The following is a 16299-nucleotide window of genomic DNA, read 5'->3' on the forward strand; positions in this document are numbered from 1 at the left end:
GGAGAGAGAGCAATGTTTGAATTAATGGATAGTCACAGCGAAGAAGCTGTAATCAAAGTCGTTGGTGTTGGTGGTGGCGGTGGTAACGCCGTGGAGTATATGGTTGCCAGTAACATCGAAGGGGTGGAGTTTATTGCCGCCAATACCGATGCGCAGGCGCTGCGTAACTCATCGGCACACGTCACTTTGCAACTGGGCGCAGCCGTAACCAAGGGCCTGGGTGCCGGAGCCAATCCGGATATCGGTCGTCGTTCGGCGGAAGAAGATCGGGAAACCATCAAAAAGACCATTCAGGGCGCGGACATGGTATTTATCGCTGCGGGTATGGGCGGAGGTACCGGTACTGGAGCAGCCCCTGTGGTAGCCGAAGTGGCCAGAGAGCTGGGCATTCTGACGGTAGCTGTGGTTACCAAGCCATTTCCGTTTGAAGGTAAAAAGCGCACAGCTTACGCCGATGATGGTATTTTGGAGTTGAGCAAGCATGTGGACTCTTTAATCACCATTCCAAACGATAAGCTGCTCAAAGTGCTTGGTAAAGGTACCAGTTTGCTGGATGCCTTCAAAGCGGCCAACAATGTGTTGTTGGGTGCGGTGCAGGGTATTGCTGAACTGATTACTCGTCCGGGCCTTATCAACGTCGACTTCGCCGATGTGCGAACAGTGATGTCGGAAATGGGCACCGCCATGATGGGAACCGGGACCGCATCTGGTTCGGATCGGGCCGAAGAAGCAGCCGAGCAAGCAATTTCAAGTCCCTTGCTGGAAGACATCGACTTGTCAGGTGCCAAAGGTATTCTGGTCAATATCACCGCAGGCCTGGATATCAGCATTGAAGAATTTGAAACGGTCGGTAATGCAGTCAAAGCTTTTGCTTCCGAAAATGCCACTGTGGTGGTTGGTGCGGTGATCGATCCTGAAATGTCGGATGAACTGCGTGTCACTGTGGTTGCTACAGGAATAGGGGCAGCACGTCGGCCGGATATCAGCCTGGTCGCCAATCAGCGCTCAGAAGTGACGGCGCCAGTGTACCGTACTGCCGGTGGCAATACCGCACAGCAGATGCAGACCGAAGTTATTGCCCAGCCTAAAGCTCAGGCAGAACAACGGGTTGATCATAAGCCTGCTCAGGATATCTTTGATATTCCGGCGTTTTTACGCAAGCAAGCTGATTAGAAAAATTGGTTGAAGCGCTGGGTGCTCACTGAGTTATGCGATTGAGTTCATCGCAGGTTCAGTTTTGGTTGGCATAATTGTTAACATATGCTAGACTTCGTGCCCGCTTTGGGTTGTTCATTTTTTGAACTGGAAACGACTATGATCAGACAACGTACCATCGCACAAACTGTCCAGTCGGTCGGGGTTGGCCTGCACAAGGGTGAAAAGGTCACGCTCACTCTCCGGCCTGCACCTGATCACACCGGAATTATCTTCCGGCGGGTTGACCTGGATCCGATTGTCGACTTTAAACTCAATCCTGAAATGGTTGGGGATACCGTGCTGTGTACCTGTCTGATCAATGAAGATGGGGTACGTCTGTCTACCACCGAGCATTTAATGGCTGCGGTGGCTGGCCTTGGTATCGACAATCTGATCGTCGAAGTGGATGCTGCCGAAGTTCCGATCATGGATGGCAGTGCCAACCCTTTTATTTACCTGCTGCTGGAAGCTGGGATCAGTGAACAGAAACAGGCGAAAAAATTTATTCGCATCAAGCGACCGATCCGGATCGAAGATGGCGATAAATGGGCCGAGTTCAAGCCTTACAATGGCTTCAAGCTGGATGTAGCTATTGATTTTGATCACCCGGTGATTGCCGGTACCCAGCAGCGTTTGCAGATGGAGTTTTCTGCCGCCAGCTTTATCAAGGACATCAGCCGGGCTCGTACTTTTGGCTTTATGCAGGACATCGAGTATCTGCGCGCCAACAACCTGGCTTTAGGCGGTAGTTTTGATAATGCTGTGGTACTGGATGAGTTCCGGGTGCTAAACCAGGATGGCTTGCGTTACGATGACGAATTCATCAAGCACAAGGTGCTGGATGCTATTGGTGATTTGTACATGGCAGGTTACAGCATTCTGGGTGAATTCAGTGCTTATAAAACCGGCCATGCCCTGAACAACAAACTGTTGTGCGCCATGCTAGCGGATCAAGCAAGCTGGGAATTTGTCACCTTTGAAGATGAAGCCGAGATGCCCATCTCTTATTTGGCACCACAGCTGGCCTGATACCAGCACCAACAAAAAACCAGCTACGGCTGGTTTTTTTGTATACGGTAAACCGCAGTTGGAGTTACTTGTCATTTCGTCGGCGGATCAGTTGCTCGATTCTTTCCTTTAAAGGCCCCGAGCTGGCATCTGCCAGCTGCTGTAGACGTCTACAGGCATCACCATCGGCATGAGGGGTGGTGACCACATTTGCCTCTTGGGGAAGACTGATCCTGGCTTTAGGGGTGATCTCGATATCGAGTCCGCCTAATTCAGGCAAGATTTTTTGTCGAAAGTTGGCTAAAATGGCGTCGCGTTGCATTTTAACCCGGGTAGCCCAAGCTGCGGACTGGCATAAAATCACGGCTCGTCCTTGATGGATGCGGGCGACCTGACAGCCGTGCGCTTGCTCTTGCAACAATTGGTTGAGCAACTGATTGAATTGCTGCAGCTGGCTAAGGCTTTGTTGTTGCTGCAACAATGGCAATTTATCGAACAGCTGATTCAGGGGTGCTGGTTTTTGTGAATAACGGGCCATGATGCGTACTGTCAGACAACCAGTGTGCAGTGTAGCACGGTTGTCTTTTTACTGCCTACGCTTGAAACTGGCAACCACAAGCTCCATATCTGCTGCATGCTTCACTTTGGCTTAATGCCGTGGCGCCTGGCGGCAAAGAAAAGTTGATTGGACATCCGGTGCATAGATGGGTAATGTCACCCGCTGATGTAATAATAAAATCGAATTTAATGGTAACCACAACATGTTTGGAAAATTGTTCACCAAGTTAATTGGCAGTCGCAATGACCGTTTCCTGAAAAAGCTGCAGAAAAAAGTCGACGAAATTAATGCGCTGGAAGCCCAATACGAAGCCTTATCCGATGCCGATTTAAAAGCCAAAACCGCCGAATTAAAGCAGCAGGTTACTGCCGGTGCCACCCTGGATGATGTGTTGGCTCCTGCTTTTGCCACGGTGCGCGAAGCCAGTAAGCGGGTGTTTAAAATGCGCCACTTCGATGTTCAGCTAATCGGTGGCATGGTGTTGCATCAGGGCCGTATCGCGGAAATGCGTACCGGTGAAGGTAAAACCCTGACAGCGACACTGCCAGCTTATTTGAATGCACTGAGTGGTAACGCGGTGCATGTGATTACCGTAAACGACTACCTGGCGCGCCGAGATGCCGCAACCAATGGCCCTTTGTTTGAGTTTCTTGGTCTGAGTGTTGGTGTCAACGTACCCGGCATGCACCCGCAGGAAAAACAAGAAGCCTATGCTGCCGATATCACCTATGGTACCAACAACGAGTTTGGTTTTGACTACCTGCGGGATAACATGGCGTTCTCAGCCAAAGAGCGGGTGCAGCGCAAGCTGGCATTCGCCATTATCGATGAAGTGGATTCCATCCTGATTGACGAAGCCCGTACGCCACTGATTATCTCCGGGCCCGCGGAAGACAGTTCCGAGCTGTACAAACAGATCAACCTGCTGGTACCTCAACTTAAAAAGCAGGAAAAAGAAGATGAAGAAGGGGTGGAAGGCGATGGCCATTTCACCATCGATGAAAAAGCCCGTCAGGTTTATCTGACTGAATTGGGTCAAATTCGGGTGGAAGACATGCTGAAAGAGCATGGCCTGATCCAGCCGGATGATCATCTGTTCTCTGCCGCCAATATTACCTTATTACACCATGTTTATGCAGCGCTGCGCGCCCACAACCTGTTTAAAAAGGATGTGGACTATGTCGTGAAAAATGGTGAAATCGTGATTGTTGACGAACACACCGGCCGTACCATGGAAGGCCGGCGCTGGTCGGAAGGCTTACATCAGGCGGTCGAAGCCAAAGAAGGCGTGAAGATCCAGAATGAGAACCAGACGCTGGCTTCCATTACCTTCCAGAATTACTTCCGTCTGTACGACAAGCTGGCCGGTATGACCGGTACCGCTGATACCGAAGCCTTTGAGTTCCAGCAGATTTATGGCCTGGAAACCATCGTGATTCCAACCAATAAGCCAATGGTCCGTCAGGATATGCCGGATTTGGTGTATTTAACCGCCGAAGATAAGTATCAGGCTATTATTGAAGATATCAAGCAAAGCCGCGATGCTGGTCGACCTGTGTTGGTCGGTACTGCCTCGATTGAAAGCTCGGAGTACTTATCCGGCTTGCTGAATAAAGCCAAGATCAAGCACCAGGTACTGAACGCCAAGTTCCATGCCAACGAGGCTCAGATCATTGCTCAGGCTGGCCAGCCGGGCACAGTGACCATTGCCACCAATATGGCCGGCCGTGGTACCGATATTGTGCTCGGTGGTAACTTGCAGGCGGAGATTGCTGCGTTGGAAAGCCCAAGCGAGGAGCAAATTGCCAAACTGACCGCCGAATGGCAACAGCGCCATGATGCGGTGATTGCCTCTGGTGGTTTGCATATTATCGCCACTGAGCGGCATGAGTCCCGTCGTATCGATAACCAGTTACGTGGTCGCTCTGGTCGTCAGGGTGATCCGGGTTCGTCGCGCTTTTATTTGTCGCTGGAAGATCCTCTGATGCGGATTTTTGCCTCCGATCGGATGGCCGGCATGATGCGCAAGCTGGGTATGAAAGAAGGGGAAGCCATTGAACACCCCTGGGTGAGCCGTGCCATTGAAAATGCGCAGCGCAAAGTGGAAGCCCGCAACTTTGATATCCGTAAACAATTGCTGGAGTTCGACGATGTTGCGAACGATCAACGCAAAGTGGTGTATGAGCAACGCAACGAGCTGATGGATACTGACGATATCGGGGAAACCATTCAGGTGATCCGTACCGATGTGATTGATTCGGTCATCAGCCAATACATACCCCCACAATCGTTGGATGAGCTGTGGGATGTGCCTGCGCTGGAGCAACGATTAAAAGCGGATTTCTCGCTGGAGCTGCCAATCGCCAAATGGTTGGCCGAGGACAACAAGCTGTACGAAGAGAAGCTGCGTGAACGCATTCAGCAAGAAGTCGAAACGGCCTATCAGGCTAAAGAGCAGATGGTTGGCCCGCAAGTACTGCGTCAGTTTGAAAAAGCCATCATGTTGCAAAGCCTGGATACGCACTGGAAAGAGCATTTGGCAGCGATGGATCATTTACGCCAGGCCATTAACCTGCGTGGCTATGCCCAGAAAAATCCGAAGCAGGAGTACAAGCGCGAGTCGTTTGAACTGTTCTCGCAAATGCTGGATAACCTGAAACTGGATGTCGTGAGCGTGCTCAGTCGGGTGCAGGTGCGGGCTGCTGAAGATGTAGCTGCAGTCGATGAGCAGCGTCGCAAAGCCGATGCAGTGCCGCATGAGTATCAGCATGCAGAGGCCGAGCAGGTAGGTGGTGAAGCCCCAGCACAGCCTGCAGGCCCTATCGTGCGGGATGGCGTTAAAGTAGGACGCAACGACCCGTGTCCGTGCGGCTCAGGCAAAAAATACAAGCAGTGCCATGGCAAGCTCAGTTAAGCCTGGCAGTTGCGCAGAAAAGGGGCCAAGCGCCCCTTTTCTACATGTCGCAGTCGGGGTGATTGTGCAGCAGGGCCAGGTGTTACTGAGCCATCGCGCTGGTCATCAGCATCAGGGCAACAAATGGGAATTTCCCGGCGGTAAACTGGAGGCAGGAGAACCGGTACAAAGTGCTCTGAGCCGAGAGTTGGCTGAGGAGCTGGCTATTCGTATCGAAAGTACCGAGCCTTTCATGCAGGTCCGGCATCAGTACCCGGAGCGGGAAGTGCTGCTGGATATCTGGCTGGTCAAATCGTTCTCTGGCGAACCTGTGGGCATGGAAGGGCAGCAGGTGCAGTGGTTTGCTATCGAGGATCTTGATAAGCTGGTTTTTCCGGATGCCAACCAGCCGATTGTGCAACGTTTGCAGTCACTCTTTATTTAAAAAACGCATTGTCCTGGTCCATCAGCTCGGCTTCCAGCTCGGCCAGGTAGGCTTCACCGAGTTCTGGGTTGATGGGTGACTTATCGGCAATGCGATGGTTTTCAGCGGCCCAGTCGCCTAAATCGATCAGCTTGCAGCGCTCGCTGCAAAATGGCCTGTAGTGAGAGGCGGGTTCATACACCACCTTGGTCTGACAAACGGGACAGTCCACAATAGGTTTGTTCATTCGCAGCAACTCCATGGAAACAGATGCGCTGATCTTAACAGCAAGCCAGCGTAAAGGGGATGGTTTTCTCGCTGGCAAAACGGCCACTGGCATCGCTTAGTTGCATAAAGCGAATGGCAAAGCGGTATTTGTTGCCGCTAATGGTGGGGTACACGCCCAGTTTGCTGTCGTACTTCAGCCGTAGCAACTCAAATTGATCGGTGGTGCTTTGGTAGAAACCATTGTCGGCTTCCATGCTCTGAAACTGGCCCCGCTCGCGCAGAAAAGTTAAAACAAAATCAATGCTTTGTATCGCCAGGTCCAGTTGCTCCAGCCACTTATCCAGAGTGGGTTGGCGCTGTTCAACCGGCAAATGGCACCAGTAATGCAGTTGAGGGACGTCGAATGAGCAGGCACCCCCCGGCATGGCATAACGCTGTCGTAAGGGGGTTAAAAAAGAGTCCTCTTTAAACTGACTGCATAACTTGCCACTTCGATTCAGCTCGCTCTGCAGCCGCACCGCTTTTTGCAGCATTTGCTGCAAGGCATCATTGGATACCGATGGGTGCTTCGACCAGTTCACCAGGGCCTGTTCGCAGCGTTCAATGTCTTTCATTAAATCTGGCCGGACATCATTGCGCTCCATCACATCGAGCAAGGCAAAAAAGCTGGTGAAGAAAGCTTGTTGTTGCGAGGATTGCTGCATGCTGGCATGGGACTGCACCTGACGGTACAGGTGCTCAATGCGAAGGTAAGTGCGGACCTTTTCATTTAGGGGGTGTTCGTACAGTACGTCAGTCATGCTGCTCATGATTTTCCGTTGGCTTTTTGGTTGGCCAACTGCATGTAGTACTGATGCAGTTGGGCTATCCGGCTGGTCAGTTGCTCCGGCTCCGCGCTGTTGTCAATGACATCATCGGCTGCAGCCAGTCGCTCTGCACGACTGACTTGCGCAGCCATAATGGCGGCTATCTGTTGTTCAGACCCGCCATCCCGCTGTAAAGTTCGCTGCATTTGCAGTTGCTGCGGAATATCGACGACCAGCAAGCGGTCAATCCTATCCTGCAGCTTGTTCTCCAGCAACAGAGGAGCAACAAAAAGCACATAGGGTGAATGGGCTCCTGCCAGTTGACGTTGCATTTCCTGCCGGATCAATGGGTGTAGTAGCTGATTCAGCCAGTTTTTTTCCGCTGGCTGGCTAAATACCCGCGCCCGTAAAGCGGCTCTGTCGAGCTGGCCATCTGACTGCAGCAGTTCCTCACCGAAGTGGGCAACGATTTGCTGCAAGGCTGCGCTACCGGGCTCTACCAGCTCGCGGGCGACCTGATCCGCATCTACCAGTTCAATGCCAAGGGCGGCAAAACCATTGGCCACTGTGGTTTTGCCAGAGCCGATGCCGCCCGTAAGTCCAATCACCAGCGGCTTGGGTGTGGCTGGCTGATTCAAAGCCCAAGTACCTGCAGATACCAGTCAGTAAGCTGTTGTCCAAACAGCATGGCGACAAAGCCCGCGATGGCGATGTAGGGGCCAAAGGGGATAGGGGTGCTCTTGTCCTTGCCTTGCAGCAAGAGCAGCAAGGAGCCTAACACAGCCCCGACAGCCGAGGACAATAAGATAATCAAAGGCAATTGCTGCCAGCCTAATAAGGCACCAAACACGGCCAACAGTTTAAAGTCGCCATAGCCCATGCCTTCCTTGCCGGTTAAAAGCTTAAATCCCCAGTACACCGACCAGAGGCTCAGATAGCCCGCTGCCGCACCAATAATGGCATCGGCTGATGTGGGGCCATAGCTGGTTAGGCTAAATAGCAAGGCCAGCCAAAGCAGCGGTAGAGTGATCTGATCCGGCAGCAGCATTTTGTCCAGGTCAATAAAACTCAGTGCAATCAGCGACCAGAGCACCAGCAAATAGACCAGGGTGGTCAATGTTGGGCCGAACTGCCAGGCAATCAGCAGCGAGAGCAGGCCCGTTAAGCCCTCCACCAAAGGGTAGCGCGCAGAAATAGCCGTGCCACAGTGGCGGCAGCGGCCCCTAAGCCAAAGCCAACTAAGGACGGGAATATTATCCCAGGCGGCAATAGGCGCCTGGCAACTGGGGCAGGCCGAGCGTGGCACGGCCAGGTTAAAACGCTGGTTGGCCTTTTGAGTGCTATCCGGTTGGAAATAAGCCTGGTAATCCTGCTGCCAGCCTAGCTCCATCATCTTGGGTAAACGGTAGATCACCACATTGAGAAAGCTGCCTACCAATAAGGCCAGCACCAACACCAGGCCATAAAACAACCACGGCGTTTGTTGCAGTACTGCGATAAAGTCAGCCATCATCCGACAATTTGCCCTAATTGGAAGATTGGCAGGTACATGGCAATAATCAGACCACCAATTACCACACCCAGCACCGCCATAATCATGGGCTCTAACAAGGCGGTCAGGCCATCGACCGCATCGTCCACTTCCTGCTCGTAGATATTGGCGACTTTGCTCAGCATGCCATCCAGTGCACCGGACTCTTCACCAATGGCCACCATTTGCACCACCATCTCGGGAAATTGCTTGGTGTTTTTCATGGCAAACTGCATCTGATTACCGGCGGTGACTTCATCGCGGATTTCCAAAATGGCATTGCGATAGATTTCATTGCCGGAAGCACCAGCGGCCGATTCCAACGCATCAATTAACGGCACACCGGCAGCAAAGGTGGTGGATAAGGTGCGGGCAAAGCGCGCTACAGCGGCCTTGTTCAGGATACCACCAAACACCGGGGCTTTCAGTAGCATCGCATCCATGGCGGTGCGGGCTTTCAGGTTTTTGTTGTAGGCTTGCTTGGTGATATAGCCAGCTAAAACAATGACACCAAGTACTACCCACCAATACGCCTGCATCAGCTCGGAAATGCCCAGCACAAAGAGGGTAAAGGCCGGCAGCTCGGCACCAAAGCCAGCAAAAATCTCGGCAAATTGTGGCACTACAAAAATCAGCAAAATCGAAGTCACAACAGCTGCGATGACCAATACCGCGGTTGGGTAGAACATGGCTTTTTTGATTTTGGATTTCAGCGCTTCGGCTTTTTCTTTGTATATAGCGATGCGGTCAAAAATGGCATCCAACGAGCCGGATTGTTCGCCGGATTTCACCAGGTCGCAGTAGAGTTCATCAAAGTGTTTTGGGTGCTCGCGCAGTACTTCGGATAAGGGCAAACCCGCCTGCACTTTTACTGAAACCTTTTGCATCAGGGTGCGCAGGCTGGCCTTATCAGCGCCACTGGCAATCAGGTCGATGGTTTGTACCAGAGGGACGCCAGCGCCCAGCATGGTGGCTATTTGCCTGGTTACCACCGCAATATCAGCGGCGGTGACTTTCTTTTCGGTATTAAACAGTGGTTTGGGTTTACGTTTTACCAGCGAGGGCGTAATGCCTTGCTGGCGCAGCAAAGCTTTGACTTCCTGGCTGGAGCCACCTTTAATTTCGCCGGTGGTTTTTTTGCCGCGGCGGTTTAAACCTTTCCAGCTGTAGGTTTCAAGCTCTTTGATTTTGTATTTCTGGGCCTGAGCCATGGTGTCTATCCTGTGTTAGTTACCCAGCATGGGTGCTATGCATGCAACCTGTGTCTGCTGTTATTTTTTCAACATTCAACATTCAACATTCAACGCTAAACTACCCTTTGGTCACCCGGTTGATTTCAGCCAGGCTGGTTAAACCAGCGGCTGCCTTGATCAGGCCGGATTGCCGCAGGTTGTGAATGCCCTCTTGCTGGGCCTGCTGCACAATATCCAGCGAGGTACCGCCATCCATAATAATTTCTGCCATTTTCGGGCTAACTGGCATCACTTCATACACACCGACCCGGCCTTTGTAGCCATTGGTACAGTGATCGCAGCCGACCGGCTTAAATAATTTTAAACCGGGCAATTGCTCCGGGGTAAAGCCTTGTTGCAACAGCTCTGCTTCGGGGAGTTTTTCTTCCGTTTTGCAATGGCCGCACAAGCGCCGGGCCAGCCGCTGAGCAATAATCAGGCTGACCGAGCTGGCAACGTTGTAAGCCGGCACGCCCATATTCAGCAAGCGGGTTAGGGTTTCCGGGGCTGAGTTGGTGTGCAGAGTGGACATCACCAGGTGACCGGTTTGGGCGGCTTTGATGGCAATTTCGGCGGTTTCCAGATCGCGGATTTCCCCCACCATAATGACATCCGGATCCTGGCGCAAAAAGGCTTTTAATGCGGAAGGAAACGTCAGGCCGGCCCTGGGGTTGACCTGCACCTGGTTGATGCCGGGCAGGTTGATCTCGACCGGATCTTCGGCAGTAGAGATATTGCAGCCTTCGGTATTGAGGATATTCAGGCCGGTATACAGTGACACCGTCTTACCGCTACCGGTCGGGCCTGTCACCAGAATCATGCCCTGTGGCTGAGCCAAAGCGTCCATGTAGAGTTTTTTCTGGTGGGCTTCGTAGCCAAGGATATCAATGCCGAGCATGGCGCTGTCGGAATCCAGGATCCGCATTACCACTTTCTCGCCCCAAATGGTGGGCAGGGTACTGACCCGAAAATCGATGGACTTTTTGCCGGATATTTTCAGCTTAATACGGCCATCCTGCGGTACGCGCTTTTCAGCGATATCCAGCCGGGACATCACTTTCAGCCGGGCTGATAAACGATTGGCCAAGGCGATAGGGGGTGAGGCGACTTCGTGCAAAATACCATCGATGCGAAAGCGGATACGGTACATTTTTTCGTAAGGCTCAAAGTGCAAGTCTGAGGCGCCTTTACGAATGGCATCCAGCAGCATTTTATTGATAAAGGCGATGATGGGTTGATCGTCTTTATCAGGCTGCACCGCCATGCTGTCGTTTTCGTCGTCTTCTTCTTCGGTGCTCAGGGCGCTGAGATCCCAGTCGCTGCTGCTACCTGAGTCAAAGCTGTTGTCAAAGATTTTATCAATCAACTTCTGCAGTTGATCGTACTCGACCACCACCAGCTCGGCATGCAGGCCGGTGTTAAACTCGAAGTCTTCAATCGGTGCCATATTGGTTGGATCGGCGACTGCCAGCTGCAAGCTACGGCCTGCTCGCGCCAATGGCATAATCTGGTGCTTACGAACCAGTTTTTCATTGCGCAGTTCTTTCGGAATGGTATCCGCATCGAAGAAGCTTAAATCAAAGCGGGCATGATGGGTCAGGCTGGCGGCTTGCTCGGCCAGGTCGCGCGCAGAGACCAGTTTTTCCTGCAGCAAAAATTCTGGCAGGTTTTTGTACTGCCCACCTCTACGCCCCAGCAGTTCGGTCGCTGCTGTGGCATTGAACAGCCCTTGCTGGGCCAGGCGCTTAAAAAGCGATGAGTTTGCCGAAACTGCCATAAATTAGAAAACCAGCAAGCAAGAAACCATTGGTCTTTTGATTATGCCAATATTGTTTGGTTATTCAAGTTTTTACTGGGATTCATCGTTTTAACTAAGCAGCCGCATCCTATTAGCGGGCAGCGGCTGGCTTATTTTTCAGGTTAGCGTGCTGCTGCCGCTAACGCCTGCTGTAAATCCGCAAGTAAATCATCAATGTGCTCAATACCAATGGATAATCGCACCATATCGGCTGAGACGCCGGCAGTGGCTAATTCGGCATCATTCAGCTGTCGGTGGGTGGTAGCCGCTGGTATGGCGGAACAGCTTTTGGCATCGCCAATATTGACCAGTCGCAGGATCAATTGCAGTGCATCGTAGAAGCGGGCGCCAGCTTCACGGCCACCCTTGATGCCAAAGCTCAGAATGCCCGAAGCCTGGCCTTGCATGTACTTTTGCGCCAAAGCGTGATCTTTGTGCTCTGGCAAGCCCGCGTATTTCACCCAACTGACTTGCGGTTGCTGCATCAACCAGTTTGCCACCGCCTGGGTATTTTGATTAATGCGCTCTATCCGCAGCGCCAGCGTTTCCAGACCTTGCAGCAGGTTCCAGGCAGCCTGGGCACTTAAAGCAGCACCCATATTGCGCAGCGGCACTACCCGGGCCCGGGCAATAAAGGCGGCTTCACCCACATCCCGGGTATAGCTGACACCGTGATAGGAGATATCCGGCTCGTTCAAAAGCGGAAAGCGCTTGGCGTGCTTGGCCCAGGGGAATTTGCCAGAGTCGACAATCAGGCCACCAATGGTGGTACCGTGGCCACCAATGTACTTGGTGGCAGAATGCACCACGATATCGGCACCCTGTTCAATCGGCCGCCATAAAAAGGGTGTGGCGACGGTATTGTCCACAATCAGTGGTAGGCCATGGCGATGCGCCAGTGCGGCCAGCTTTTCAATATCGACGATGCTGCCGGACGGATTGCCAATGCTTTCGCAGTACACGGCCTTGGTACGATCATCAATCAGCCGCTCTATGCTGGCGTAATCGTCTTTTTCGGCAAAGCGCACTTCAATACCCTGGCGTGGCAGGGTATGAGCAAACAGATTGTAGGTGCCGCCGTAGAGCTCACTGATGGAAATAATATTGTCGCCGGTTTCGGCAATGGTTTGAATGGCATAGGTTATGGCTGCCATGCCAGAGGCGACTGCCAAAGCGCCGATACCGCCTTCCAGCGCGGCAATGCGCTGCTCTAGTACGGCGCAGGTGGGATTCATAATACGCGAGTAAATATTGCCGGTGACTTTTAAATCAAATAAATCGGCGGCATGCTGGGCACTGTCAAAACTAAAAGAGCTGGTTTGGTGAATAGGCACAGCTACTGAGTGTTGGTTATCCGGCTGATAGCCATGGTGCAGGGCTATGGTTTCGCGTTTCATTCGAAGTGTCCTCCAAAATTAGGGATACTTTATCAAAGCATGTCGCGTCAAAGGTGTCAATCTATATGTCTGGATGTCTACTGTGATTTGGTATGTGAGCGAGTCGGCCCCGAAGGCAAAAGCTGGTAACCCTTGCTATGGAACACTATATTTGGGTTAAGTAACCAGAGGTAGTTATGCGATTGACGACAAAACAAATTGAGCATATTAAAACAGTTGTATCTGATGAGTTTGGGGATCAGGCCACTGTAACCTTGTTCGGCTCCAGGCAGCAGGATGCTGGCCGTGGAGGTGATATCGATTTGTTGGTCTCATGCACCCACGCCATTGCGCAACCAGCACTCGTAGCTGCCAGGCTGGAAGTCAAGATTATGCAACGAATTGGCCTGCAGAAAGTGGATGTATTGTTGAGTGCTCCAAACCTGCAGCCATTCCCTATTCATAGAATTGCAGCCAATGGAATCATTTTATAATGCCGACCTTTGATGAGCAGCAGCGACTGGCTTTTTTAATCAGGGTGATAGCAAAAGAATGGGAAGGTTTGGGATCTCACCCCAAAGGTTGCGAAATTTGCCTATCGAGTGTTAGGGATCTGGACCAAAGGTTTAGAAACCAACAAACAGCATATCCAGCGCTTCAGATACTTCTTGTTGCTGTGCAATCAAACAGGATACTTTCTGCTTTAACTCGGCTTCCGGTATGGCTGCCATAAACTGTGTTGCCATCAGATACGATTGATTGTCAATGTCAAAAATAGGGTTTAACCGTTTGGCTGCCTTGGGGGCAGTGTCAATAGGAAGTAATGGCACCACCACGCGGGTATTCAGACCTGCCAATAAATCGGTTTGCACATCAAGTAAAAAGCCAGAGTCGCTTGAGCGATAGACATCGAAACGGGCCATCAGAACAGCCGGTATTTTGCAAGCGGTAAGCCATGCTTGGCAACAAAATAATTTGAGCTGTCAATCGCCTGACTATTATCTTGCAGCCAGAGCTGCTGTTTTTTCAGTTTAACGGCTTTTGCAAGCCCAGCTTCGGCAGATTGCGACACATTAATGCCTAACTGTTTTGCATCTTGTAATAGTTGACTGTCGATGGAGAGATTGGTGCGCTTTTTGTTGCTTGCTACAAGGGGGGTGCATACCATAACGATATCCTCACATCATGTTGTGTAGTAAATGTACACAATATCGTGTTGCGTTTCAAGCGCAGCTTGTCAGCCCGTTTTGTCGTCTAACGGAGCTGCAAGACATTTTGTTCTGACCCCCCGATATTAGGGATCTGACCCTGAAGGTTACGGATATTAATCCCCGATATTATGAAGGTTCATTTAACCGTGAAAGCATGCAATGAGCGTTCTAGTTGCTGACTTTAGCGTAAATAACTGCGTTCGCATCAATTTCATTGAATTCTTCGGCTGCATCTATAATATAACCGCGATAGCATTTATTTGAGGTGGTTATGCAAGTAGCCGTTAAAGATAGTAAGCAGCTAGGGCAACTGGTCCGCTTGGTCAGAAAGGCTCAGAGGTTGGATCAGGTTGCCGCTGCTTCCTTGTCAGCCAATGGCACAACTTTTCTGAGTGATTTTGAGAATGGAAAGGCCACTGTTGAACTGGGGCGGGTATTGCGGGTGCTGGACATGCTTGGTATTCGCATTCACATCGATTTGCCGATCGAGCGTGTTCACTTAACGAAAACACAGCAGCAGCAACTGGCTACCCTGCTTCAGGACGCTGGTGCATGAGTAGAAAGCTTGATGTTTTTGTTGATACGATTCTGGTTGGTCAGCTAACAGAAGAAAATAACATCTGGGCTTTTCAGTATCATGCGGACTGGCTTGCCAGCGAAGAAAGTTATGCGTTATCTCCGGCTATACCGTTATCTACTTCCAGGCTGATCGATGGTGCTTCTATCCGGCCAGTACAGTGGTTTTTTGACAACCTGTTGCCAGAGGAAGCGGCCAGGACCTTGCTAGCCAAAGATACCAGGTTGCCGGTGAGTGATGCATTTGGCTTACTTGAAGCTGCGGGTGCTTAGTCTGCGGGTGCCATAACCTTATTGCCGCAAGGGCAGGCACCAGCCGCAGGTAGTGTTGAGTCACTGACTACAGAAGAAGTAAGTGCCCGTATTCGGGCATTGCCAAAGACGCCACTCAATCGATCCGAGCACAAAAGGATGTCACTGGCTGGAGCTCAGCATAAAATGCTGGTTATTTATCATAATCAGCAATTGTATGAGCCCTCAGGCTTTTTTCCATCAACACACATTCTGAAACCGGAGCATACATCGCCAGAGCTCTACTTTCACACGCCAAGAAATGAGTGGTTTGTGATGAAGTTAGCTGCTGCCTGCGGCCTTAAGGTGCCGCAGGTGGATATTCAGTACCTGCCTGAACCGGTGTATCTGGTTGAGCGTTTCGATCGCAAAGGCCAGTACCCCAACCAGCAGCGTTTGCACGTACTCGATGGCTGCCAGTTGCTGAACTTAGCCCACAGCATGAAATACAGCAACAGCAATGCTACATCCCTTCAAACATTGGCAGAGAGTACCCGAATGGTAGGCGTTACACGGCTTACTCTATTCAAGTGGGCGGTATTTAATGCGCTGGTGGGCAATGGGGATGCGCATTTGAAGAACCTGTCGTTCTTTATAACGTCCGGTGATGTGGTGCTTACGCCGCACTATGATTTTTTGTCAACAATGATCTACGCCCAGGTTGGCAACCATATGCATGAAAAGCTATCGCAGCCTATGGGGAATGCCACCACCTTTGGCGAGCTAACCCAAGCCGATGTTATGGCTTTTGCGAATGCATTAAATATCCCCGGCAATCTGGCCAAACGTGAACTGCAGCAGTTACTGGCCAAGGTACCTGTACAAGCGGAAAAATTACTGCATCAAGTGCAAAGTCTGCCATGGCATCGTGGTATGGCCGGTGAATTAAGAATGCTTAGACAAATCTGTACGCTGGCCATTGGTGAAATGGTACAGCGGTTAAGGGAACCAGTCTAAATTGTTTCGGCCCGAAGGTTTAAGCAGGCTACATGGATTCAGCAAACGATGGCGATAGGTCATCGTGCTGGAAATTTTGTTCTGACCCTGAGGTATCCCCACGAAATTGTTAGCTAAAACAAAAAGATGACATGATAAGGAACATTCATGGCGTTCGGTGATCAGATCAATCGCCAAACATCACTGAGACCAAGCCACCATGAATGTTCGTA

18 protein-coding genes are annotated in these 16299 nt (G+C 51.3%); 8 read left to right on the top strand and 10 right to left on the bottom strand.

The window, feature by feature from the left end:
* Positions 1-12: 12 nt before the first annotated feature.
* Both ftsZ and lpxC read left to right on the top strand, forming a co-directional pair.
* On the top strand, positions 13-1173 hold the full coding sequence (ftsZ, locus tag JJU14_RS08515) for a cell division protein FtsZ (protein WP_228612544.1): 1161 nt from the start codon (positions 13-15) through the stop codon (positions 1171-1173).
* Positions 1174-1314: 141 nt separating this feature from the next.
* Positions 1315-2226 (top strand): UDP-3-O-acyl-N-acetylglucosamine deacetylase, encoded by a 912-nt coding sequence (lpxC, locus tag JJU14_RS08520; RefSeq protein ID WP_228612546.1) that lies wholly within the window; start codon positions 1315-1317, stop codon positions 2224-2226.
* Positions 2227-2290: 64 nt separating this feature from the next.
* On the opposite strand, the gene JJU14_RS08525 is transcribed toward lpxC, so the two are convergent.
* Positions 2291-2743 (bottom strand): DciA family protein, encoded by a 453-nt coding sequence (locus JJU14_RS08525; protein WP_228612548.1) that lies wholly within the window; start codon positions 2741-2743, stop codon positions 2291-2293.
* Between the two features lie 223 nt (positions 2744-2966).
* Here JJU14_RS08525 and secA point away from each other — a divergent pair, with 223 nt between their 5' ends.
* Positions 2967-5678, top strand: coding sequence for a preprotein translocase subunit SecA (gene secA, locus JJU14_RS08530; protein WP_228612550.1), 2712 nt, complete (start codon positions 2967-2969; stop codon positions 5676-5678).
* On the top strand, positions 5662-6102 hold the full coding sequence (gene mutT / locus JJU14_RS08535) for an 8-oxo-dGTP diphosphatase MutT (RefSeq protein WP_228612552.1): 441 nt from the start codon (positions 5662-5664) through the stop codon (positions 6100-6102). The genes secA and mutT overlap by 17 nt, the downstream gene beginning before the upstream one ends.
* On the opposite strand, the gene JJU14_RS08540 is transcribed toward mutT, so the two are convergent.
* The 7 genes from JJU14_RS08540 to JJU14_RS08570 all read right to left on the bottom strand — a co-directional run bounded on the left by JJU14_RS08540 (position 6095) and on the right by JJU14_RS08570 (position 13073).
* The gene (locus JJU14_RS08540; RefSeq protein ID WP_228612554.1) at positions 6095-6328 is read right to left on the bottom strand and encodes a DNA gyrase inhibitor YacG; all 234 of its coding nucleotides are present in this window, start codon (positions 6326-6328) and stop codon (positions 6095-6097) included. The two genes, mutT and JJU14_RS08540, sit on opposite strands and share 8 nt — an antisense overlap.
* Before the next feature lie 34 nt (positions 6329-6362).
* The gene (gene zapD, locus JJU14_RS08545; protein ID WP_228612556.1) at positions 6363-7118 is read right to left on the bottom strand and encodes a cell division protein ZapD; all 756 of its coding nucleotides are present in this window, start codon (positions 7116-7118) and stop codon (positions 6363-6365) included.
* Positions 7115-7753 (bottom strand): dephospho-CoA kinase, encoded by a 639-nt coding sequence (gene coaE, locus JJU14_RS08550; protein WP_228612558.1) that lies wholly within the window; start codon positions 7751-7753, stop codon positions 7115-7117. The genes zapD and coaE overlap by 4 nt, the downstream gene beginning before the upstream one ends.
* Positions 7750-8625, bottom strand: coding sequence for an A24 family peptidase (locus tag JJU14_RS08555; RefSeq protein WP_228612560.1), 876 nt, complete (start codon positions 8623-8625; stop codon positions 7750-7752). Before JJU14_RS08555 ends, coaE begins: the two co-directional genes overlap by 4 nt.
* Positions 8625-9857 carry a type II secretion system F family protein gene (locus tag JJU14_RS08560; protein ID WP_228612562.1) on the bottom strand — a complete coding sequence of 411 codons (1233 nt, stop codon included), beginning with the start codon at positions 9855-9857 and terminating at the stop codon, positions 8625-8627. The genes JJU14_RS08555 and JJU14_RS08560 overlap by 1 nt, the downstream gene beginning before the upstream one ends.
* Before the next feature lie 100 nt (positions 9858-9957).
* Complete coding sequence (pilB, locus tag JJU14_RS08565) at positions 9958-11655, bottom strand: type IV-A pilus assembly ATPase PilB (protein ID WP_228612564.1); 1698 nt, start codon at positions 11653-11655, stop codon at positions 9958-9960.
* Positions 11656-11798: 143 nt separating this feature from the next.
* Positions 11799-13073 (bottom strand): aminotransferase class I/II-fold pyridoxal phosphate-dependent enzyme, encoded by a 1275-nt coding sequence (locus JJU14_RS08570; protein ID WP_228612566.1) that lies wholly within the window; start codon positions 13071-13073, stop codon positions 11799-11801.
* 176 nt (positions 13074-13249) lie between these two features.
* Between JJU14_RS08570 and JJU14_RS08575 the strand changes: the two genes are divergently transcribed.
* Positions 13250-13546: a nucleotidyltransferase domain-containing protein gene (locus tag JJU14_RS08575; RefSeq protein ID WP_228612568.1), complete on the top strand. Its 297-nt coding sequence runs from the start codon at positions 13250-13252 to the stop codon at positions 13544-13546.
* Positions 13547-13678: 132 nt separating this feature from the next.
* On the opposite strand, the gene JJU14_RS08580 is transcribed toward JJU14_RS08575, so the two are convergent.
* The gene (locus tag JJU14_RS08580; RefSeq protein WP_228612570.1) at positions 13679-13975 is read right to left on the bottom strand and encodes a CcdB family protein; all 297 of its coding nucleotides are present in this window, start codon (positions 13973-13975) and stop codon (positions 13679-13681) included.
* Positions 13975-14220, bottom strand: coding sequence for a type II toxin-antitoxin system CcdA family antitoxin (locus JJU14_RS08585; RefSeq protein WP_228612572.1), 246 nt, complete (start codon positions 14218-14220; stop codon positions 13975-13977). The genes JJU14_RS08580 and JJU14_RS08585 overlap by 1 nt, the downstream gene beginning before the upstream one ends.
* Positions 14221-14534: 314 nt before the next feature.
* Here JJU14_RS08585 and JJU14_RS08590 point away from each other — a divergent pair, with 314 nt between their 5' ends.
* The 3 genes from JJU14_RS08590 (at position 14535) to JJU14_RS08600 (ending at position 16087) form a co-directional block, all read left to right on the top strand.
* On the top strand, positions 14535-14819 hold the full coding sequence (locus JJU14_RS08590; protein ID WP_228612574.1) for a transcriptional regulator: 285 nt from the start codon (positions 14535-14537) through the stop codon (positions 14817-14819).
* Positions 14816-15112, top strand: a complete 297-nt coding sequence (locus JJU14_RS08595) for a HipA N-terminal domain-containing protein (protein WP_228612576.1) — start codon at positions 14816-14818, stop codon at positions 15110-15112. Before JJU14_RS08590 ends, JJU14_RS08595 begins: the two co-directional genes overlap by 4 nt.
* A 138-nt stretch (positions 15113-15250) precedes the next feature.
* On the top strand, positions 15251-16087 hold the full coding sequence (locus JJU14_RS08600; protein ID WP_228612578.1) for a HipA domain-containing protein: 837 nt from the start codon (positions 15251-15253) through the stop codon (positions 16085-16087).
* Positions 16088-16299 lie beyond the last annotated feature (212 nt).

Origin of the sequence: Alkalimonas sp. (genome assembly GCF_020831925.1) — a bacterium.
In the GTDB taxonomy this organism is placed as follows: Bacteria; Pseudomonadota; Gammaproteobacteria; order Enterobacterales; family Alteromonadaceae; genus Alkalimonas.